General features: G+C 71.9%; 19 protein-coding genes and 2 pseudogenes. 15 read left to right on the top strand and 6 right to left on the bottom strand.

Going from position 1 to position 20,011, the window contains the following annotated elements; genetic code table 11:
* Nucleotides 1-1,106 precede the first annotated feature (1,106 nt).
* From R3F55_09205 to R3F55_09185, 5 genes are read left to right on the top strand one after another with little or no spacing between them, the layout of a single operon-like run.
* Nucleotides 1,107-1,985: a hypothetical protein gene (locus R3F55_09205; protein MEZ5667591.1), complete on the top strand. Its 879-nt coding sequence runs from the start codon at nucleotides 1,107-1,109 to the stop codon at nucleotides 1,983-1,985.
* Nucleotides 1,975-2,931 (top strand): MoxR family ATPase, encoded by a 957-nt coding sequence (locus tag R3F55_09200; GenBank protein MEZ5667590.1) that lies wholly within the window; start codon nucleotides 1,975-1,977, stop codon nucleotides 2,929-2,931. Before R3F55_09205 ends, R3F55_09200 begins: the two co-directional genes overlap by 11 nt.
* Nucleotides 2,931-4,241: a DUF58 domain-containing protein gene (locus R3F55_09195; GenBank protein ID MEZ5667589.1), complete on the top strand. Its 1,311-nt coding sequence runs from the start codon at nucleotides 2,931-2,933 to the stop codon at nucleotides 4,239-4,241. Before R3F55_09200 ends, R3F55_09195 begins: the two co-directional genes overlap by 1 nt.
* A gap of 30 nt (nucleotides 4,242-4,271) precedes the next feature.
* A complete protein-coding gene (locus R3F55_09190; GenBank protein MEZ5667588.1) occupies nucleotides 4,272-5,297 on the top strand; it encodes a stage II sporulation protein M in 1,026 nt (341 codons plus the stop codon).
* Nucleotides 5,290-6,222, top strand: a complete 933-nt coding sequence (locus tag R3F55_09185) for an RDD family protein (protein ID MEZ5667587.1) — start codon at nucleotides 5,290-5,292, stop codon at nucleotides 6,220-6,222. The genes R3F55_09190 and R3F55_09185 overlap by 8 nt, the downstream gene beginning before the upstream one ends.
* A 15-nt stretch (nucleotides 6,223-6,237) precedes the next feature.
* On the opposite strand, the gene R3F55_09180 is transcribed toward R3F55_09185, so the two are convergent.
* Nucleotides 6,238-7,029 (bottom strand): glycerophosphoryl diester phosphodiesterase membrane domain-containing protein, encoded by a 792-nt coding sequence (locus R3F55_09180; GenBank protein MEZ5667586.1) that lies wholly within the window; start codon nucleotides 7,027-7,029, stop codon nucleotides 6,238-6,240.
* Between the two features lie 140 nt (nucleotides 7,030-7,169).
* On the opposite strand from R3F55_09180, the gene R3F55_09175 reads away from it, so the two are divergent.
* Nucleotides 7,170-7,511, top strand: coding sequence for a hypothetical protein (locus R3F55_09175; GenBank protein MEZ5667585.1), 342 nt, complete (start codon nucleotides 7,170-7,172; stop codon nucleotides 7,509-7,511).
* Entirely contained in the window at nucleotides 7,511-8,305 is a 795-nt protein-coding gene (locus tag R3F55_09170) for an endonuclease (protein ID MEZ5667584.1), read from the top strand. Before R3F55_09175 ends, R3F55_09170 begins: the two co-directional genes overlap by 1 nt.
* Nucleotides 8,306-8,317: 12 nt before the next feature.
* On the opposite strand, the gene R3F55_09165 is transcribed toward R3F55_09170, so the two are convergent.
* Nucleotides 8,318-10,102 carry an SLC13 family permease gene (locus tag R3F55_09165; GenBank protein MEZ5667583.1) on the bottom strand — a complete coding sequence of 595 codons (1,785 nt, stop codon included), beginning with the start codon at nucleotides 10,100-10,102 and terminating at the stop codon, nucleotides 8,318-8,320.
* Nucleotides 10,103-10,388: 286 nt separating this feature from the next.
* On the opposite strand from R3F55_09165, the pseudogene R3F55_09160 reads away from it, so the two are divergent.
* From R3F55_09160 to R3F55_09125, 8 genes and pseudogenes are all read left to right on the top strand, one after another.
* Nucleotides 10,389-10,594 (top strand): annotated as a pseudogene (locus R3F55_09160) (Flp family type IVb pilin).
* A 659-nt stretch (nucleotides 10,595-11,253) separates the two neighbouring features.
* Nucleotides 11,254-11,577: a hypothetical protein gene (locus tag R3F55_09155; protein ID MEZ5667582.1), complete on the top strand. Its 324-nt coding sequence runs from the start codon at nucleotides 11,254-11,256 to the stop codon at nucleotides 11,575-11,577.
* Complete coding sequence (locus R3F55_09150; protein MEZ5667581.1) at nucleotides 11,568-11,834, top strand: hypothetical protein; 267 nt, start codon at nucleotides 11,568-11,570, stop codon at nucleotides 11,832-11,834. Before R3F55_09155 ends, R3F55_09150 begins: the two co-directional genes overlap by 10 nt.
* 146 nt (nucleotides 11,835-11,980) lie before the next feature.
* Nucleotides 11,981-12,190, top strand: coding sequence for a hypothetical protein (locus tag R3F55_09145; protein MEZ5667580.1), 210 nt, complete (start codon nucleotides 11,981-11,983; stop codon nucleotides 12,188-12,190).
* A 2-nt stretch (nucleotides 12,191-12,192) separates the two neighbouring features.
* Nucleotides 12,193-13,770, top strand: coding sequence for a phosphoglycerate dehydrogenase (serA, locus tag R3F55_09140; GenBank protein ID MEZ5667579.1), 1,578 nt, complete (start codon nucleotides 12,193-12,195; stop codon nucleotides 13,768-13,770).
* A 9-nt stretch (nucleotides 13,771-13,779) separates the two neighbouring features.
* Nucleotides 13,780-14,910: an ATP phosphoribosyltransferase regulatory subunit gene (locus tag R3F55_09135; protein MEZ5667578.1), complete on the top strand. Its 1,131-nt coding sequence runs from the start codon at nucleotides 13,780-13,782 to the stop codon at nucleotides 14,908-14,910.
* A pseudogene (locus R3F55_09130) lies at nucleotides 14,910-16,197 on the top strand (adenylosuccinate synthase). Before R3F55_09135 ends, R3F55_09130 begins: the two are co-directional and overlap by 1 nt.
* Before the next feature lie 90 nt (nucleotides 16,198-16,287).
* Nucleotides 16,288-16,998 (top strand): hypothetical protein, encoded by a 711-nt coding sequence (locus R3F55_09125; GenBank protein MEZ5667577.1) that lies wholly within the window; start codon nucleotides 16,288-16,290, stop codon nucleotides 16,996-16,998.
* A gap of 30 nt (nucleotides 16,999-17,028) precedes the next feature.
* Here the strand turns inward: R3F55_09125 and R3F55_09120 are convergent, their stop codons facing one another.
* The 4 genes from R3F55_09120 to R3F55_09105 form a co-directional block, all read right to left on the bottom strand.
* Nucleotides 17,029-17,529, bottom strand: a complete 501-nt coding sequence (locus R3F55_09120) for a DUF995 domain-containing protein (protein ID MEZ5667576.1) — start codon at nucleotides 17,527-17,529, stop codon at nucleotides 17,029-17,031.
* A 176-nt stretch (nucleotides 17,530-17,705) separates the two neighbouring features.
* Nucleotides 17,706-18,500 (bottom strand): PAN domain-containing protein, encoded by a 795-nt coding sequence (locus R3F55_09115; protein ID MEZ5667575.1) that lies wholly within the window; start codon nucleotides 18,498-18,500, stop codon nucleotides 17,706-17,708.
* 89 nt (nucleotides 18,501-18,589) lie between these two features.
* Nucleotides 18,590-18,814, bottom strand: coding sequence for a hypothetical protein (locus tag R3F55_09110; protein MEZ5667574.1), 225 nt, complete (start codon nucleotides 18,812-18,814; stop codon nucleotides 18,590-18,592).
* Nucleotides 18,760-19,989: a hypothetical protein gene (locus R3F55_09105; GenBank protein MEZ5667573.1), complete on the bottom strand. Its 1,230-nt coding sequence runs from the start codon at nucleotides 19,987-19,989 to the stop codon at nucleotides 18,760-18,762. The genes R3F55_09110 and R3F55_09105 overlap by 55 nt, the downstream gene beginning before the upstream one ends.
* Between the last annotated feature and the right edge of the window lie 22 nt (nucleotides 19,990-20,011).

Genomic DNA, 20,011 nt, shown 5'->3' with positions numbered 1-20,011 from the left:
ACGGCGGGAGGAAACATGGCGTGGCGTCGCCCGGCGGCTCGGGCGGCGACGGAGCGCGGCCGCGCGCTCCGCCGGGCGCTTCGCGCGCTGGTGCCGACCGTCGCCCTGGCCTGCACGGCGGCCCTGCGTCGGCCCAGGACGCGCGGTCCGCGGTCGAACGTGGTGTCGACGGCGCGACTACCAGCGGCGCGTTGCCCGACCAGCCCGGCCTCGGCGCCGGTGCAGCCCGCAGAGGACACCGGGCCGCCGCCGCGCTGATGCGGCGCGACGCATCGATCGCGTACGAGCGCCGTCGCCCGCACCGGCCCCGGCATCCGGCTCCGTCGCGATCGCCGAGACGCGCTGCTGTGGCTGCTGGCTGGTGGCGGCGGCGGTGCTGGTCGCCATCTAGGTCGCCTCGCTTGCCATGCGGCTGCGCGACCCCGGTGCGGCCGAGGCCGGCGCAGCCGCGCGCGCGTGACGGCGACGGCCGCGCCGGCCGGCCCGCCGGCCTCGCTGGCTGATGCCGACGACACGGCCGGCGACGGCAACTGGGCGAGGCGATCCACCGCTGCTGCCAACGGCCTGGAAGAGCTGCGGCGCCGCGGCGGTCACGCGATGCCGCCTGCCCTGACCACACCGCGAACTCCTGCGCCGGACGCTGCCGGCGCCGGGGGCCAGCGCGCTCGGCACGATCGCTGCCGCGGTCGAACGGTGCCATTTCGGCGGTCACGCGGGCCAGCGCCGCCGACTACCAGGCCTGCCATGCGCGCTATGGCCGCTCGATCGCGCGTGGTGGCGCGGCCGCGCGCCGTGTTCGACCGACGGACCGTGATCGGCCTGGTCGCCGCCGGCCTGATCGGCTTCGCTGCGCCGCGAGCTATCTGCTGGTGTTCGACGAATCGCTCGATCCGCGCCGCACGGCGGGGCGCCGAGCGCCTTCGACCTCGGCCATCGGCCATGGCGCCTTCGTCGCGCTGTTGCGCGAGACCGGCGTTCCGGTGCTGGTCAGCCGCTTCGATTCGTCGGGCGCGTGCCGCGGGTACGCTGCTGGTCGCCGCCGAGCCGGAGAGCGGCGAGGGCCTCGCCGCTCTGCTGAGCTATCCTGGGCGCCGGCGCTGCAGGCCATGCTGGTCGTGCTGCCGAAATGGCGCGGCGAGCCGGCGGACGACAATCCGCGCTGGATCGGGTCGGCCGAGCCGGTGCCGGTATCGGCGGTCGAGGCCATCGTGAACCTCATCGACCCCGGCGCGCGGATCGTGCGCGGTGCCGCCGTCGAGACGGTCGGCTTCGGCGCGCAGATCGCCCTGACGGCGCCGCAGCTGATCGCTTCGACCAGGCTGGACCCGCTGGTCGGCGATTCGCGCGGCATGCTGGTCGGCTCCACCGTGGTGGACGGCCTGCGCGTCGCCGTGCTGTCCGACCCGGACGTGATTGCCAACCACGGAATCGGCGTGGGCGGCAATGCCGCATTCGCGCTTTCGCTGATCGACCTGCTGCGGCCTGTTGGCGGCACGGTCGTGGTCGACGAGACCGTGCACGGCCTGACCCAGCGGCCGGACCTGTGGCGCGTGATGTTCGAGATGCCGTTCCTGCTGGCGACGCTGCAGGGCCTGGTCGCGCTCTGCCTGCTGGTGTGGGCCGGCATCGGGCGGTTCGGCCCGCCGCAGCCGCCGGATCGCGCCTTCGCCCCGGGCGCCGCCACCCTGCTCGACACCGGCGCCGGCCTGCTGGACCCGCGCCGGCACGGCGGCCATTTCCTGCGCGGCTCTGCCGACATGTGCGTCCGGCAGGTGGCGGACCGGCTGCACGCGCCGCGCGGCCTGGACCGGCGCGCGCTGGTAGCATGGCTCGACCGGGTCGGGCAGGCCCGCCGGGTGCCGACCGCCTTCGAACGGCTGGACCGCGACGTCGCGACGGCGGCGGCCGGCGACAACACGGCGCGGATCCTCGACGCCGCGCAACGCCTCAACAGCTGGAAGCGAGAGATGCTCGATGGATCTTGAACGCCTGCAATCGACCAGCGCGACGCTGAGGACCGAGATCGGCAAGGTCATCGTCGGCCAGGAGCAGGCGGTCGACCTGCTGCTGGTGGCGCTGCTGGTCGACGGTCACGTGCTGCTGGAGGGCGTGCCGGGCACGGCCAAGACGCTGCTCGCCCGCACCTTCGCCGCCTGCCTGACGCTGGACTTCGGCCGCATCCAGTTCACGCCCGACCTGATGCCCGGCGACGTCATCGGCACCAACCTGTTCAACTTCCAGACCAACGACTTCGCGCTGACCAAGGGGCCGATCTTCACCCAGCTGCTGCTGGCCGACGAGATCAACCGCACCCCGCCGAAGACGCAGGCGGCGCTGCTGGAGGCGATGCAGGAGCGCGCCGTGACCATCGACGGCGAGACCTATCCGCTGGGCGAGAGCTTCATGGTGGTGGCGACCCAGAACCCGATCGAGCAGCAGGGCACCTATCCGCTGCCGGAGGCGCAGCTCGACCGCTTCCTGTTCAAGCACGTGCTCGACTATCCGAGCCGCGAGGAAGAGGCGACGATCGTCGCCCGCCACGGCGCCGGCACCACCCTGCGCCACCCACAGGAATTCGGCGTGGCGAGCGCGGCCGATGCCGCCACGCTGTCGGCGATGCGCCGCCTTGTGGCCGGCCTGCGCATCGCCGACGACATCGTGCTCTACATCGTCGACCTGGTCCGCGCCACGCGCGAGCACCCGGCCTTCCAGTTCGGCGCCTCGCCGCGGGCGGCCAACATGCTGGCGGCGGCCGCGCGCGCCTATGCCGCGCTGAGCGGCCGCGATTTCGTGCTGCCCGACGACGTCAAGGCGCTGGCGGTGCCGGCGCTGCGCCACCGCGTGGTGATGTCGCCGGGGGCCGAGATCGAGGGCCAGCGGCCGGAGCACGCGCTCGGCGAGCTGCTGGGCCAGATCCCGGCGCCGCGCTGATGCGGCCGACCCGCCGCGCCGTGCTGCTGGTGTTCGCCGGCGCCCCGGTCAGCCTGGTGCTGGCGCTGGCCGGCGAGGCGCTGTGGCCGTTCGGGCTGGCGCTGCCGGCGGTGGCGCTGTTCGTGCTGGGGCTCGACGCGCTGCTGGCGCCGACCCGGCGCGGCCTGGCGGTCGCCACCCGGCTGCCGCCGCTGCTGTACATCGGCGACGACGATCCGCTGGAGGTGGCGCTGGCCAATCGCGCGCGCGGCCCGGCGACCGACGGTGCGCTGGTGTGCGAGGTCAGCGGGCCGCTGCTGCCCCCGGCGGCCGTGCCGTTCGCGCTTGCGCCCGGCGCCGAGGCGGTGCTGACCGTGCCGCTGGTGCCGTCGCGGCGCGGCGAGGTCCGGTTCACTGCCGTCTGGCTGCGCTGGTGCGGGCCGCTCGGCCTGGTCGCGCGCCACTGGCGGCTGGCGGTTGACGAGATGCTGCCGGTGGTGCCGAACGTGCGCGCGGTGCGCACGCTGGCGCTGCGCTACGCCGCCCGCGACGCGCTGTTCGGCATCAAGCCGCAGCGCCAGCAGGGCGACGGCAGCACCTTCGAATCGCTGCGCGACTACGTGCCCGGCCTCGACCACCGTTCGATCGACTGGAAGCACTCCGCCCGCCACCGGGCGCTGGTCTGCAAGGAGTTCGAGACCGAGCGCAACCACCAGATCATCTTCGCCTTCGATACCGGCCGGCTGATGAGCGAGCCGATGCACGGCGTGCCCAAGCTGGACCACGCGATCAACGCGGCGCTGCTGATGATCTACATGTCGCTGCGCGCCGGCGACCGGGTCGGCGTGTTCGGGTTCGACAGCGCGGTCAGGCTCTACGCCGAACCGGTTGGCGGCATCGGCGCCTTTACCCGCATCCAGCGCGAGATCGCGCGCCTCGACTACACGCTCGACGAGACCAACTACACCCTCTGCCTGATGCGGCTGCTCGGCAGCCTCAACCGCCGCACGCTGATCGTGGTGATGACCGACTTCGTCGACACGGTCACCGCGGAGCTGATGCTCGACAATGTCGGCCGGCTGGCGAAGCGGCATCTGGTGCTGTTCGTCAGCCTGCGCGATCCGGTGCTGTTCGACGCGGTCGACGCGGCGCCGGCCGGCTTCCGCGACGTCGCCCGCGCGGTCATCGCCGACAGCTTCATCCACGACCGCAAGGTGGTGTTCGAGCGCCTGCGCCGCCTGGGCGTGATGTGCCTGGAGGCGCCGCGCGAGCAGGTCGCGGTCGACCTGATCAACCGCTATCTCGCCATCAAGCGCGAGGAGCGTATCTGAGCCGCCGGACGGGAAGGGGGAAGGGCAAGGATGGCCGAGGTCGAACTGCGCAGCACCCAGTTCCGCCGCGAGCGGGAGCGGAGCTGGGCGGAGCTGGAGCGCCTGCTCGAACGCAGCGACGTCGCCGGGCCGTCGCGCCTGTCGCCGGACGACCTGGCGCGGCTGCCGATGCTCTACCGGGCGACGCTGTCCTCGCTGTCGGTGGCCCGCAGCATCTCGCTGGACCGCAGCCTGCTGCTCTACCTGGAGAGCCTGGCCACCCGCGCCTATCTCTCGGTCTATGCCGCGCACAGCGGGCTGCCGCAGATGGTGGGCCGCTTCTTCGCCGAGCGCTGGCCGGCCTGCGTGCGCGCGGCCGGCTGGCACATCCTGGTCTCCGCGCTGTGCCTGGCCGTCGGCATCGGCGTCGGCCTGGCTCTCACGCTGGAAAGCACCGACTGGTTCTATGCCTTCGTCGATGCCGACATGGCGGCCGGCCGGACCCCGGCGGCCTCCACCGAGGACCTGCGCGCCGCGCTCTACACCGCGCCGGACGCGGCCCACGAGCTATCGGCCTTCGCCGCCTTCCTGTTCTCGCACAACAGCCAGATCGGCATGCTGTGCTTCGCGCTCGGCTTCGCCTTCGGCGTGCCGACGGTGCTGCTGCTGTTCGTGAACGGGCTCGGCGTCGGCGCCTTCGTCGCGCTCTATGCCGACCGCGGGCTGGGCGGCGAGATGATCGCCTGGCTCACCATCCATGGCACCACCGAGCTGTTCGCCATCGTGCTGTGCGGCGCCGCCGGCCTGGTCGTGGCCGAGAGCCTGGTGTTCCCGGGCCGGCACGCGCGGCTGCACAACCTCGCCCGGCGCGGCCGCGATGCGGCGGTGCTGGTGATCGGCGCCGTTGTCATGCTGTTCGCCGCGGCGCTGCTGGAGGGGCTGGGCCGGCAGCTGATCAACGACCCGGTCGTGCGCATCCTGGTCGGCACGGCGGCGCTGGCCGCGTGGCTCGGCTATTTCGCGCTGGCCGGACGCGGCAGCGGACCCGGCGGCGGACGGGGCGGGCCGGATGGTTGACGTGCGTCCGATCGTGTTCGACGACGGCCGGGGCCGCGACGTGCGCACGGTGGCGGCGCCGGAGGGCGTCGCGCTGCAGATGCGGCTGGCGGGGGTGACCGAGCGCTTCGCAGCCCTGCTGCTCGACCTGCTGTTCGTCGGCGGCGCCTTCCTGGTGCTCGGCCTGATCCTGCTGACGATGCCGCGGACGCTGATCGAGAGCGAGGCGGTCTGGGTGCTGGTCACCCTGCTGTCGTTCTTCGTGCGCTCGTTCTACTTCGCCTGGTTCGAGCTGAAGTGGCGGGGCGCCTCGCCGGGCAAGCGCGCGCTGGGGCTGCGCGTCGTCGACCGCGACGGCGGACCGCTGCGCGGCGACGCGGTGTTGGCGCGCAACCTGATGCGCGAGGTGGAGCTGTTCCTGCCGCTGAGCCTGCTGCTGGTGCTGGGGGTGCAGGCCGAGGAGCGCTGGGTGATCTGGGCCGCCCTGCTGTGGACCGGCGTGCTCGCCCTGCTGCCGGTGTTCAACCGCGACCGGCTGCGCGCCGGCGACATGGTCGCAGGCACCTGGGTGATCGCGGCGCCGAAGCAGGCGCTGCTGCCCGACGTCGCCGCCGCCCCCGCCCGTCCGCTGCTGTCGATCGCCACGCCGGGGGAGGCGGCGGCCGACTACCGCTTCACCGAGCGCCAGCTCGCGATCTACGGCGCCTACGAGCTGCAGGTGCTGGAGGACGTGCTGCGCCGTTCCGGCGCCGACTCGGCCAGGGTGTTCGAGCAGGTGGCCGACCGCATTCGGCGCAAGACCGGCTGGCAGCCGGCGGACGACCAGCCGGTCGACGCGCGGCGGTTCCTGCAGGCGTTCTACCGCGCGCAGCGGGCGCGGCTGGAGCGGGACCTCAGCTTCGGCAAGCGCCGCGCCAGCAAGCGCGACCGGCCGGCGGGCGGCTGATCGCGGCGGCGGGCCTCAGTCGAACACCGAGGCGACCTGGTCGATGTCGAGGCCTTCCTTGTCGACCCGCAGCGCGAAATAGGCGACGCCGCCCAGCGCCGAGGACAGCGCCGACAGGATCGCGGTCGCCACCCAGTCGACGATGAGGAAGGTGGTGGTGTCGGCCGGCTGGGCGTAGCCCGGCCCGACCGTCTTCAGCACCACGAAGTTGACAAGCCACGAGATCACGCCGAACACCAGGATGATGCCGAACACGGTCCAGCGCGACCCCTTGGTCAGCTCGCTGCTGCGGCCGATGGCGGCGAAGACGCCTTCGCGCTCGATCACCACCGCCGGCACCGCGACCCACCAGCGCGTCACCACGATCAGCGCCACCACCACCGGAATCACCAGCAGCCAGGGCGAGCCGGTGACGAAGGCGGGCACGCCGGCGGCCAGGGCGGCCAGCGCCACGCCGATGCCGAACACAAGCGACACACCGATCGCCGGGAACAGCACGGCGAAGCCGTTCGAGATGGTCGCGCCGACGTTGCGCGGGCGGCCGCGCAGCGTCTGCGCGGTGCTGTAGACCAGCATCGCTGCGGTCAGTGCCGAGCAGACCAGCTGGATCACGAAGACCAGCACGCCTTGCGCCAGCGCGGCGTTCTGGGTGGTCGGCGGCGACGCGTAGTGCACATAGAGCAGCAGCGGCGCGTTCACGATCGCCGCGATCAGCACGAACATCAGGAAGTTGCGGAAGAACACGCCGAAGGCGCCGCCCACGACGTCGCCGAACGAGAATCCGCGAATCAGCGTGCTGTCGGCCATGACGAATATGCCTCGCTGGAATGACTTCGGACGCCGGCCGTTGTCGGCAGGCCGGCGATCCTTTCCTGCCCCACAATTCGGGCAACTATGCGGTCAATCCGCGGCGGGGTCCAGGGCGGGCTTGTGGCCGCAAATCGCCGATGGGCCGCCGGGCCGCGCTGCTGATAGGAATGCTGGGTCGAATCAACGGAGTCGCAATCATGGCCCTGCCCGACGCTGCCATACCCGAGATCGCCGCGGCGCAGGTCGCGCGCCTCAGCCTGCCGGAGGCGGAACGGCGGGCCGCCATGGCGGCGGCGCCGGACGATTCCCACCCGGGCCTGTATCGCGACACCGCCTGCCTGCACGAGGTGGAATACCGGCCGGCGGCGGACGGCCGGCGCCGCGCGCGGTCCGCGCGGTCGCGTGGAATGCGGAGCGCTGCAAGCATGTCGACGCGTCGGTCGCCCGACTGCGCGCGGCGGGCGCCGACGTGGCGCTGATGACGGAGATGGACGACGGCATGGCCCGGTCCGGCCAGCGCCGCACGCTGCACGACCTCGCCGACGGTCTGGGCGCGGGCTATGCCTTCGCGGTCGAGTTCGTCGAGCTCGGTCTCGGCGACAAGCGCGAGCAGACGTGGCACGCCGGCGAGAGCAACCGCAACGGGCTGCACGGCAACGGCGTGCTCAGCCGGGTGCCGCTGAGCCGGCCGGCGGTGCTGCGCCTGGAGGCGACCGGGCGCTGGTACGTCGCCGACGCCTACCAGAAGCGGGTCGGCGGCCGGATCGCGGCGCTGGGCGAGATCCGCCTGGCCGGCGGGCCGGTGGCGGTCGCCGCGGTCCATTTCGAAAGCCACACCGACCGGGCCGACCGCGCCCGGCAGATGGCCGCGCTGGTCGCCGGCCTGCGGCGCTATGCGCCCGACCTGCCCTGGCTGATCGGCGGCGATTTCAACACCAGCAGCTTCGACGTCGGCTTCCGCGCGGTCGGTCCCGACGGCATCGCGCGGGCGCTGGCCGACGATCCGCAGCGGCTGACCGACCCGTCGCGGCACGAGCCGATGTTCGACGTCGCGGCGCAGGCCGGGCTCGACTGGACCGCCTGCAACCTGGCCCACGCCACCACCATGCGCACGCTGCCGGACGGCGCGCCGGAGGAGCCGTTCGCCAAGATCGACTGGTTCTTCAGCCGCGGGCTGGCCTGCTCGGCGCCGGAGGTGCTCGCGGCGGTCGACGATGCCGGCAACGCCATTTCCGATCACGAGCTGATCGCGGTGACCGCGACCCACGCCTGACCGCAGGCGGGCTCAGAACGGCCAGATCAGCGGGATCAGGCCGATGCAGATCGCGCCGGTGACCACGGTCAGCGCCGCGCCGAGGCGGGCGAAATCGGTGAAGCGATAGCCGCCGGCGCTGTAGACCAGCGTGTTGGTCTGATAGCCGATCGGCGTGATGAAGCTGGCGCTGGCGGCAAACATCACCGCGACCACGAACGGGCGCGGGTCGACGCCCAGCCCGCCGGCCAGGCCGATCGCGATCGGCGTCATGATCACCGCGACGGCGTTGTTGGTGACGACCTCGGTCAGCAGCACGCTCAGCACATAGATCGCCGCCAGCGCCACCACGGGCGAGCCGCCGGCCAGGTGCGGCGCGATCGCCTCGACGATCATGCGGACCAGGCCGGTGCGGTCCATCGCCGCGCCGATCGCCAGCATGGCGAAAATCAGCCCGAGGATCCGCCACTCGACCGCCTGCACCGCTTCCTCGACCTCGACGCAGCGGGTGACCAGCACCAGCGTGGCGCCGATCGCGGCCAGGCCGGCCAGCGGCATGAACTCGGCCGCGGCGCCGGCCACGACCAGGCCGAGGGCGGCGAGCGCCAGCGGCGCCTTGGCGCGGCGGAACCCGCGCACGGCCGGCTCGGACACGTTGACCAGATCGGCCTCCTCGACCAGCCGGCGCAGATCTTCCGGCGCGCCCTCGACCAGCAGGGTGTCGCCGACGGCCAGCCGCGCGCTCTCGAACCGCTCGTCCAGATTCTCGCCGCCGCGGTGCAGGGCGATCGGGTAGACGCCGTAGTGCCGGCGCAGGCGCAGCTGGGCCAGGGTCTGGCCGAGGATGCGCGCGCCGGGCCCCAACAGGATCTCGACCACCGTCGAACTGCGCGCACCCATCTGCTGCAGGTGGCCGGCCTCCGACAGCGTGATCTCGCTTTCCTCCTTCATCGACAGGATCTCGGCGATCGAGCTGCGGATCACCACCACGTCGCCGGGCTGCAGGATCACCTTGTCCAGGCCGCGGCGCAGCGAGACCTCGCCGCGGACCACGTCGATCAGCTGGCGGTCGGCGCGCCGGAACGCCTCGATGTCGCGCGGCGCGCGCCCGATGTGCGGCGAGCCGTCCTCGATCACCGCCTGCACGATGTAGCGCTTGACCGCGTCGCGCCCGGTGACCGCGGTGGCGGTGATGCGCTCCGGCAGCAGCGGCTGGCCGAGCACCAGCAGGACGACCCCGACCAGCGTGGTGACCACGCCCAGCGGCGCGATCTCCAGGATGTGGAACGGCGCCAGCCCGGCGTCGCGCGCCACGCTGTCGACCAGGATGTTGGTGGATGTGCCCAACAGCGTGCAGGTGCCGCCCAGGATGGCGGCATAGCTCAGCGGGATCAGCAGCTTGGAGGCGACGCGGCCGGTCTCGCGCGCCAGCACCACCGCGACCGGGATCATCAGCATGACCAGCGGCGTGTTGTTCATCACCGCGGAGATCGCGGCGACGAGCAGCAGGAACAGCGCGACGGCCAGCCGGGGCCGGCGCCCGGCGCCGGCGGTGGCCAGCCGACTGAAGGCGTCCAGCGCGCCGGTCCGCACCAGGGCGGCGGAAATGACGAACATCGCCGCGATCGTCACCGGCGCGCTGGTCGACAGCACCGCCAGCACGTCATCGACCTCGAGGATGCCCAGCAGCATCAGGACGCACACCGCCAGCGCGGCCGAAATCTCCGGCGGGCGCCATTCGGCGACGAAGGCGGCCAGCAGCGCCAGCACGACGGCGCCGACCACCAGCGGTGCAAAGGCGTCCAGTCCGAATATCACCCGTGCTCCCCGTCCCGGGCCCGGCCCGGCTGGCGCGGATTGCGTGGCCAACACCGGGCGAATGTCAACGGCGGCGTGTGGCGAAGGGTGCTGCGCCGCCGGCGCGGCGGCCGGAATGTAATGAATTGTATCAAATTGTATTCAAATTGCACAAAGATAAGTTCGTTGTGATTATTTCAAATTTGAACCATCTCTTGCTCTGCTATTCTTGGCGTTAACGCACCGTTCATACTTGATGCTCATGATCGGCCTGTCTGACGAACACACCTGTGCCAAGGAGGCCACCATGACCCGCCTGTTCAAGAAGTTTTTCGCCCAGGAAGACGGCGCGACCGGGTAATCGAGTACGGCCTGATCGCCGCGCTGGTTTCGGTTGCCGCGATCACCGCGCTGGGCGCGATGGGCGACTCGCTCGACTCGCTGTTCACCACCGTGTCCGGTGAGCTCGACACCGCGGTCAGCGGCGTCGGCGGCGAGGGCGGCGGCGAGTAAGTCTCGCTCCGGCCGGGCCCGGCCGCAACGCCGGGCCCCGCCCCAAACCGACAGGCGCGGCCGTCGTTTCGCAGCCCTCCAAGCGAGGCGCAGGCGGAACGGCGGTCGCGTCTTTTTTGCCGGTCACCCTGGCAACGCCAGCTGCCGGCCGCCTGATGGCTGCCTTGCGCCAGGGCGCAGCCGAGATCGAAGCGGCAGGCGCCGGCGAGCCGGTACGCCACTTTCCCCCACGTTGTCCTGCCAATGGCACCGGCGCGCGCCGGTGAGACAGAAATGCGCGCACGCGCAAGTTGACCCTGTGCAGGCCCGTCCATACACTCCGCGCGCTTTTCGGGGACCGGTCGGGCGGAGGGCCTTTGCCGGCCCTGGGCTGCGCCGAATTCGGCGCCGAGCATTTCGATTGCCGCGTTCCTGGAGACCGTTGCGATGCAACCCACCGTCCGGCCGTCCGTGCTGTTCTTCTCGACTGGCCCCTGCGCGAAGCGGCCGGGCTGGTCGGCTGGCCGCGCTGGCCGACGTGCGCGAGACCGGGCGCTCGCACTGCGCGGGGCCGGCCAAGGCCAAGCTGGCGGAGGTGATCGAGCGCTCGCGCTCCTGCTCGGCATCCCGGCCGACTGGCGGATCGCGGTGGTGCCGGGCTCGACACCGGCGCCATCGAGATGGCGATGTGGAACCTGCTCGGCCCGCGCGGGGTCGACGTGCTGGCGTGGGAAAGCTTCGGCCTGGGCTGGGCCGGCGACGTGGTCAAGCAGCTGAAGATCGCCGGCAGCCGCAGCCTGGAGGCGCCCTACGGCCGGCTGCCGGACCCTCGGCGCGGTCGACTGGAGCCACGACGTGGTCTTCACCTGAACGGCACCACCTCGGGCGTGCGGGTGCCGGACGGCGCTCTGATCCCGGCCGACCGGGCCGGCCTGACCCTGTGCGACGCGACCCTCGGCCGTGTTCGCCATGCCGGTCGCCTGGGACAAGCTGGATGCGGGTGACCTGGTCCTGGCAGAAGGTGCTGGGCGGGGAGGGCGGCCACGGCATGCTGGCGCTGAGCCCGCGGGCGGCCGAGCGGCTGGCCGGCCACAAGCCGGCCTGGCCGCTGCCGAAGATCTTCCGCGCTGACCGGCGGCGGCAAGACTGGGGCGAGGGCATCTTCAAGTGGCGAGACGATCAACACGCCCTCGATGCTGTGCGTCGAGGATGCGATCGACGGGCTGAGATGGGCTGCGGGCATCGGGCCTGCCGGGCCTGATCGCCCGCAGCGAGGCCAATCTGGCGGTGGTGTCCTCGACTGGGTGGCGCGGACGGCGTGGATCGATTTCCTGGCCGAGGACCCGCGACCTGGTCGTCGACCTCGATCTGCCTGGAAGATCGTCGACCTGTGGTTCGCGGCCGCTGGTGGCCGACCAGCTGGCGCTGATCAAGGCGCTGGTGCAGCGATTGGACGAGCTCGGCGTCGCCTACGACATCAACACCCACCGCGACGCCCTGCCGCCGCTGCGGCTGTGGGGCGGCGCCACGGTCGACCTGGCCGACATGGCCGCCCTGCTGCCGTGGATCGAATGGGCCTATGGCGCGGTCCGCGCGGCGGATGCGGAGGCGGCCTGACCATGGCGCGGGTGCTGATTTCGGACAAGATGAGCCCGCGGGCGGCGGAGATCTTCCGCGCCCGCGGCATCGAGGTCGACGAGAAGACCGGGCTCGACCCGGCCGCGCTGGCCGAGGCGATCGGCGGCTATGACGGGCTCGCCATCCGGTCGTCGACCAAGGCGAGCAAGGAGCTGCTCGCGCGCGCCGACGGCCTGCGCGTGATCGGCCGGGCCGGTATCGGCGTCGACAATGTCGACGTGCCGGCCGCCACCGCGCGCGGCATCGTGGTGATGAACACGCCGTTCGGCAATTCGATCACCACCGCCGAGCACGCGATCGCGATGATGATGGCGCTGGCCCGCCAGATTCCCGCCGCCGACCGCTCGACCCAGGCCGGCAAGTGGGAGAAGTCGCGCTTCATGGGCACCGAGCTGTGCGGCAAGACGCTGGGCGTGATCGGCTGCGGCAACATCGGCGCCATCGTCGCCAACCGCGCGCTCGGCCTGTCGATGAAGGTGATCGCCTTCGACCCGTTCCTGTCGCACGAGCGCGCCGACGCCCTGGGCATCGAGAAGGTCGACCTGGACACGCTGCTGGGCCGGTCCGACGTGATCACGCTGCACACCCCGATGACCGATCAGACCCGCGGCATCATCGACGCAGCCGCGCTGGCCAAGTGCCGCCGCGGCGTGCGCATCGTCAACTGCGCCCGCGGCGGCCTGGTGGTGGAGGCGGATCTCGCCGCCGCGCTGGACAGCGGACACGTCGCAGGCGCGGCGTTCGACGTCTTCGTCGAGGAGCCGGCCAAGGCCAACGTTCTGTTCGGCCGCGACAACGTGGTCGCGACGCCGCATCTCGGCGCCTCCACCGAGGAGGCGCAGGAGAACGTCGCCATCCAGGTCGCCGAGCAGATGGCCGACTACCTGCTGACCGGCGCGGTGACCAACGCGGTCAACATGCCGGCGGTCAGCGCCGAGGACGCGCCGCGGCTGATGCCGTACATGCGGCTGGCCGAGCAGCTCGGCAGCTTCGCCGGCCAGTTGACCGAGACCGGTCTGCGCAAGATCCACATCGAGTATCAGGGCGCCGCGGCGGGCCTGAACACCCGGCCGGTGACCGCGGCGCTGCTGGCCGGTTTCTTCAGGCCGCTGATGGAATCGGTGAACATGGTCAACGCGCCCGAGGTCGCCCGCCAGCGCAACGTGCAGGTGACCGAGAGCAAGTCCGACACCGCCGAGGACTACAACACCCTGGTCCGGCTGACGGTGACGACGGAGCGGCGCGAGCGCGCGGTCGCAGGCACGCTGATCGGCGGCGACAAGCCGCGGGTGGTCAACATCAAGGGCATCGCGGTCGAGGCCGAGCTCGCCGGCCACATGATCTATGTCGCCAACGAGGACAAGCCGGGCCTGGTCGGCCGCCTCGGCACCATGATCGGCGACTGCGGCATCAACATCGGCACCTTCCACCTGGGCCGGGCCTCGGTCGGCGGCGACGCGATCGCGCTGGTCGCCGTCGACCAGCCGTTGCCGGAGGGCTGCCTGGCGGCGATCGGACGGCTGGAGCACGTCACCCAGGCGCGCCAGCTGTTCTTCTAGGACGGGACGGTGAGCGGCAACCCCGACGCGCTGCTGCCGGCCGGCCTGATGGACGGCCTGCCGCCGGACGCGGCGCACGAGGCGGCGACGATCAACCGCCTGGTCGACGATTTCGCGGCGCATGGCTACGAGCGGGTCAAGCCGCCGCTGATCGAGTTCGAGACCGGGCTGCTGCACGGTGCCGGCGGCAGCCTGCTGCGCCAGACCTTCCGGCTGATGGACCCGGTCAGCCGGCAGATGCTGGGCATCAGGGCCGACATCACCGGCCAGATCGCGCGCATCGCCCAGAGCCGGCTCGCCCATCGCGCGCGGCCGCTGCGGCTGGCCTATGCCGGCGACGTGCTGCGGGTGAGCGGCAGCCAGATCCGGCCGGAGCGCCAGTTCGTCCAGGCCGGCGTCGAGCTGATCGGCGCCGACAACGCCGCCGCCGACATCGAGGTGATCGCGCTGGCCGCCGAGGCGCTGGCCCATGCCGGCGTCGCGCGGCTGAGCGTCGACCTGTCGGTGCCGACGGTGGCGACGGCGATCCTCGACGCCGCCGGGCTGGCGCCGGAGGCGGCGGCGGAGACCCGGCACGCGCTCAACCAGAAGGACCGCGCCGCGGTGCGGGCCAGCGCCGGGCCGGCGGCGGATGCGCTGATCGCGCTGATCGATGCCGGCGGTCCGGCCGAGACCGCACTGCCGGCGCTGCGCCGGCTGGACCTGCCCGGCGACGACATCGACCGGCTTGCCGCGGTGGTGGCCGGGCTGCCCGGCCTGCAGCTGACCGTGGACGCGGTGGAGAACCGCGGATTCGAGTATCATCGCGGCGTCGCCTTCACCCTGTTTGCGCCGCGGGTGCGCGGCGAGCTGGGCAACGGCGGCCGCTACCTGGCCGGCGCCGGGGCGGAGCCGGCGACAGGCTTCTCGCTGTTCCTGGATTCGGTGATGCGGGCGGTCGCCCCGCCGCCGCCGGCGCGCCGGCTGTGGCTGCCCGAGGGCACCGCGCCGACGCGCGCCGCCGCGCTGCGCGCCGAGGGCTGGTCCACCGTCGCGGCGCTGGCGCCGGCCACCGATCCGGCCGCCGCCGCGCGCGCCCTGCACTGCACCCACCTGCTGGTCGGCGACGCGCCGCACCCGGTGCCGGAAGGAGACCGCTGATGGCCAACGTCGCCGTGGTCGGCGCCCAGTGGGGCGACGAGGGCAAGGGCAAGATCGTCGACTGGCTGTCGGAGAAGGCCGACGTCGTGGTCCGCTTCCAGGGCGGCCACAACGCCGGCCACACCCTGGTCATCGACGGAGTCACCTACAAGCTCAGCCTGCTGCCGTCGGGCATCGTCCGGCCCGGCAAGCTGTCGGTGATCGGCAACGGCGTGGTGATCGACCCGTGGGCACTCATGGCCGAGATCGGGCGGATCGCCGAGCTCGGCGTCTCGGTGACGCCGGACCGCTTCGCCATCGCCGACAACGCCTGCCTGATCCTGCCGCTGCATGCCGAGCTGGACCGGCTGCTGGAAGAGGCGCGCGGCGCCCACAAGATCGGCACCACCGGCCGCGGCATCGGCCCGGCCTATGAGGACAAGACTGGCCGGCGCGCGATCCGGTCTGCGACTCGCCGACGCCGATGCGCTGGCTCGCGCATCGACCGCGTCGCCGAATATCACGACATCCTGCGCAAGGCCTGGGTGCGGAGCCGGTGGACCGCGCCGGGCAAGGAGGCCCTGCTCGAGATCGCGCCGCGGATCCTGCCCTTCGCCCGGCCGGTGTGGCGCGACCTGGAACCTGCTGCGGCGCAGAGGCAAGCGCATCCTGTTCGAGGGCGCCCAGGGCGCGCTGCTCGACGTCGACCACGGCACCTATCCCTATGTCACCTCGTCGAACACGGTCACCGGGTCGGCGGCCAGCGGCTCCGGCCTCGGCCCCGGCGCCATCGGCTACGTGCTCGGCATCGTCAAGGCCTATACCACCCGGGTCGGCTCCGGCCCGTTTCCGACCGAGCTGGAGGATGCCGTCGGCCAGCGGCTGGGCGAGCGCGGCCGCGAGTTCGGCACCGTTACCGGCCGCAAGCGCCGCTGCGGCTGGTTCGATGCCGTGCTGGTGCGGCAGACCGTGCAGGTCGCCGGCATCGACGGCATCGCGCTGACCAAGCTCGACGTGCTCGACGGTTTCGCCGAGCTGAAGGTGTGCACCGGCTATCGCCTGCGCGGGGCGGCGCTCGACATCCTGCCGGCCTCGCCGGCCGACCAGGCCGCGGTCGAGCCGGTCTACGAGGTGATGGAGGGCTGGCAGGAGAGCACCCAGGGCGCCCGCCGCTGGGCCGACCTGCCGGCGACCGCGATCAAGTACGTCCGGCGAATCGAGGAACTGATCGGCGCGCCCGTGGCCCTGCTGTCGACAAGCCCGGAGCGGCTGGATAGCATCATGGTCCGCGACCCCTTCGCCGACTGAACGATGCAGGATTCGGAGCCGTCATTGCGAAGAGCGAAGCGACGCGTCCAGCCGGGGTCGTTGTCCGCCGGCCGCCGCCGACGGCTGGCGGTGACGGCTGTTTGCGCGATCACGGTCTTCGCCCTGTCGCCGGCCATGGCCGACAGCTTCGGCCGGATGACGCCGGTCGACGAGGGACCGAGCGACCCGGGCTTCGCCGCCTTCCGCACCACATTGCTCGACGCGGTCCGGCGCATGGACGCAGAGGCGGTGCTGAACGCGACGCCGCAGGACCTCGACACCGGCTCGCTGATCGACGAATACGGCGCCGACCTGGGCCGCGACGCGCTGAAGCTGGCCTGGATGCCGGACGCGATCCCGGCGGCGCAGTGGGACCTGTGGCCGGCGCTGGCCGATATCCTGCAGAATGGCGGCCGCTTCGTCGAGCCGGGCAAGTTCTGCGCGCCCTATTTCCACACCGAGCTGCCGGCGGCGCTGGCCACCGACCCGAACTACCGCTACGGCGTGGTGACGGTGCCGAGCCTGACCGTCTACATGCACCCGACCTCCGCGACCTATGAGCTGGGCACCGTTGCGGCCGGCGATATCGTCCAGCTGCTGAACCCCGGCGGGCTGGACGTGGCCGACCGCGACGGCGCCAGCGCGATCCGGTTCGAGGCGATCTGGTTCGCCGACCAGCCGGCCTATGCCGACACCGCAGCGATCCGCCGGCTCGGCGGGCTCTATGCCTGCTTCGGCTACAACCGCATCCTCGCGCAGTGGCAGATGATCAGCTTCGGCGCCCCGCGCGGCCGGGAGTAGGCCGCCGGCGACGTTCCGGCCGGGCCCGGGCTACTCGATCGGCTGCAGGATAATGGTGCCACCCAGGAGGCCTCGCTCGTTCGTGGCCCCCAGCAATGTCGAGCGGTCGCCACGGACGCCGGTCATGCTCCTGCAGTTGGGGTCGGGGGTCTCCGGTGTCGGCAGCAGCGCGTCGTAATCGATACAAAGCTGACCATTCTCCGCGTACCAGCGGCCGGTTCCCTGTCGAACCTCGCCGCGGAAGCTCCACGCGAACGTCATGCGGCCATCCGCCTGGTAGACGGAAGTCACCCGGATGCCGGGCTGGTCGAAGTCTTCGTAATACTCCTGCACGCCGGAATAGAGCGTGCGGATCTCCGCCGTGGTGAGCGGCATGGGGTTCCCATTCATTTCCGCGGCTTCGGCATAGCCGTCCTGCGGAGACGTCGCCGCCGGCGCCGGCCGGTTGGCGCTGCCCTGACAGGCCGTCAGCGACAGAGCGATGAGGCAGGGGACGACGACGGGGCGGGGGGCTGGCAACATGCGCTTCACCGTCAAATGACTGCGAATCAAACGGTCGCGGCCGGTAAGAAATCGCTGCGGCAACGATCGGCAGACGAAGACTGGCGCACGGCGCCGCCGGCGCCAAATGAACGGTTGTTCACGCGAACGAAGGTTCGCGCGGCGGCGCGGTCGGAGCGGCGTGCGCCGCCGCGACGGAGGCGGTCCTACCGCGTGCCGGACTGGCAGCAGCCGTCGGCCACCTGCACGCCGACGCCGTCCTTCAGCAGGCACAGCGCGGCCGAGCCGGGGCCGGACGTGCCGGCGGCGCGGAAGGTCCAGGCGGCACAGCCGTCGGTCCGCTCGCACAGGGTCCAGCAGGCCTGCCAGTCGTCGACCGCCTGGGCGCCGATGTCGTGGCCCGGCAACCGGGTATTGGGCAGCGGCGGGTTCGCCGGCGGCTGCGGCCCGGACATCTCCCAGCCGCCGCCCTCGCGGATCGGACAGTTGAGCTGGTGGCTGGTCGCGATCACCGCCCATGCCACCGGGTCGACGCCGACGTCCTCGTCGCGTTCCAGGCAGCCGCGCTCGCCGCGGATGAACAGCGTGACGTTCACCGGCAGGCGCACCGCGTCGCGGTTGGCGTCGCAGAGGTCCTGGCGGATCTGCTCGTACATGTTCTGGAACGGGTATTGCGCCATGTCGATCCGGCCGGAGTCCTGGCAGGCGAACGGGCGCGTGGCGTTGCGGTCGTTCCAGTGGGTCTCGACGCAGCCTGTCACGTGCTGGCGGATCGCCCGCCGGCCGTCGTTGACCTGCGTAAGATACTGGACGGTGTTGAACACCGTGAACGGATAGATCGCGTTCTGCTGGCTCGCGTCGGTCGGGTTGACCTCCAGCGTGAAATAGCAGCTGCGCTCGTGGTCGGCCACGGCGGGGCCGGCGACGGAAAGCATTGCCGCGGCGGCGCCGAGGCCGAGCAGGCGGCGCAGCCAGCGGGCATTTCCTGCATGTCCGGACATCGCACTCTCCCATTCCGGTTTGGCTGGGATCGTGCCGGTGCCGGCCCCGGCAGGTGTTGATCTCGGTCAACGGCCGCGCCGACGCGCCGTCAGGCCCAGTTGCGGTCGTGGTCCGCATGGGTGCGCAGATAGGCGCCGGGCGCGAAGTGGGCGTCGTAGAACGCGGTGTCGAGCCGGTGCGCCTGCAGGTACATCATCGTGAAGATCGGCGGCACGGTCGCCGGGAAGCGGCCGAAGCTGTCGAACACATACTGCGCCATCAGGGCGACGCAGGCGCGGAAGTCGGCATCGTGCGGCAGACCGCGGCCGCGCACGGCGGCGGTCTCGCGATAGGGGCCGGGCGTGGCCGGGTCGAACGGCCCGCCGGCGCCGAACTTGCGGGCAACGACGGAGTCGACGGCGGCCCGCATGTCGGGGAAGTGCGGCGGACAGTGGCCCTCGAACACGCCGGGCAGCCCGGTGACGTTGGGCAGCGGCCAGCGCGGATCGGTGTCGTAGCGGAAGCCGAGCCTGGGTACCGCCGGTCGCCACTGGCGCCGAGGATGGAGAACGGGTTGATGCCCTCGTACATCCAGCCGCCAAGCCCCAGCGCCTGCAGCATCAGCGCGCCGGCATAGCACGCCGTCGACGACTCCACCGTCACCTCGGTCACGCCGATCTGGTCGAAGTAGCTGAGCGGATAGGCGTTCTCGGGGTCGACCAGATGCGCGAACCGTTCGATGCCCGGCACCGCGCGGCCGTTGATGTCGTCGAAGATGCAGGCGCCGTTCTGGACCAGGTAGCAGAGGTTGAGGATCTGGTGCTGGGCCAGGTCGGAGACCGGAACGATCAGGGTGCTGCCGGGCACGTTGGCGCACCAGGCGTTGTGCATCTCCATGTGCCGGGCTTCCCGCGGCGTGTTCAGCCGGCCGTCGGCAAGCTTGACGATGCGCGCCCGGTGGGCGGCGAGCCATGCTGCCAGATCGGTGCCGCCGTCGCCGGGCGGCCCGTCCGGCGTCATGTCGCGGGTCGGGAACAGATAGACGCCGTCGTCGTCGGTGTAGAACACCTCGGTGGTGTGGAAGCCGGCGGCCGACGGAAAGCTGCGCCCGCCGGCGGCGGCGGCATAGTTGGGGATGTGCGGCAGGTAGGCGCGGTTGAACGGGATCAGGTTCGCCCAGCCGGTGTTGCCCGCGACCGTGGCCAGCAACAGCAGTTGCTCGGTCTCGGTCAGCCGGGCCGCCGGCTGGCGCGAAGTGAAGGCCAGCGGTCCGTCCGGGATCGAAGCGCCGCGGGCGAAGCGGCGCGAGCGCCGGCCGTGGATCGCCTCGATCAGCGGAAAGTTGACCGCTTCGACCAAGCCGCGGGGGATGTCCGGCATCCGGTCGAGCAGGATGCGTCCCTTGCGGGCCAGGGCGCCGGCCGCGGCCTGGCGACCGAAGGCGCCGGCAAGCCCGCTGGCGCCGACCAGGGCGCCGCCGATCAGTTTGCGTCGTGTCGCCGAAAGCATGGCTGGTCTCCTCAACAGGCGG

Source organism: Alphaproteobacteria bacterium, from assembly GCA_041396705.1.
Lineage (GTDB): Bacteria > Pseudomonadota > Alphaproteobacteria > CALKHQ01 > CALKHQ01 > CALKHQ01.
Note: the sequence above shows the minus strand (reverse complement) of the source record. Positions and strands in the feature narration are given on the sequence as shown.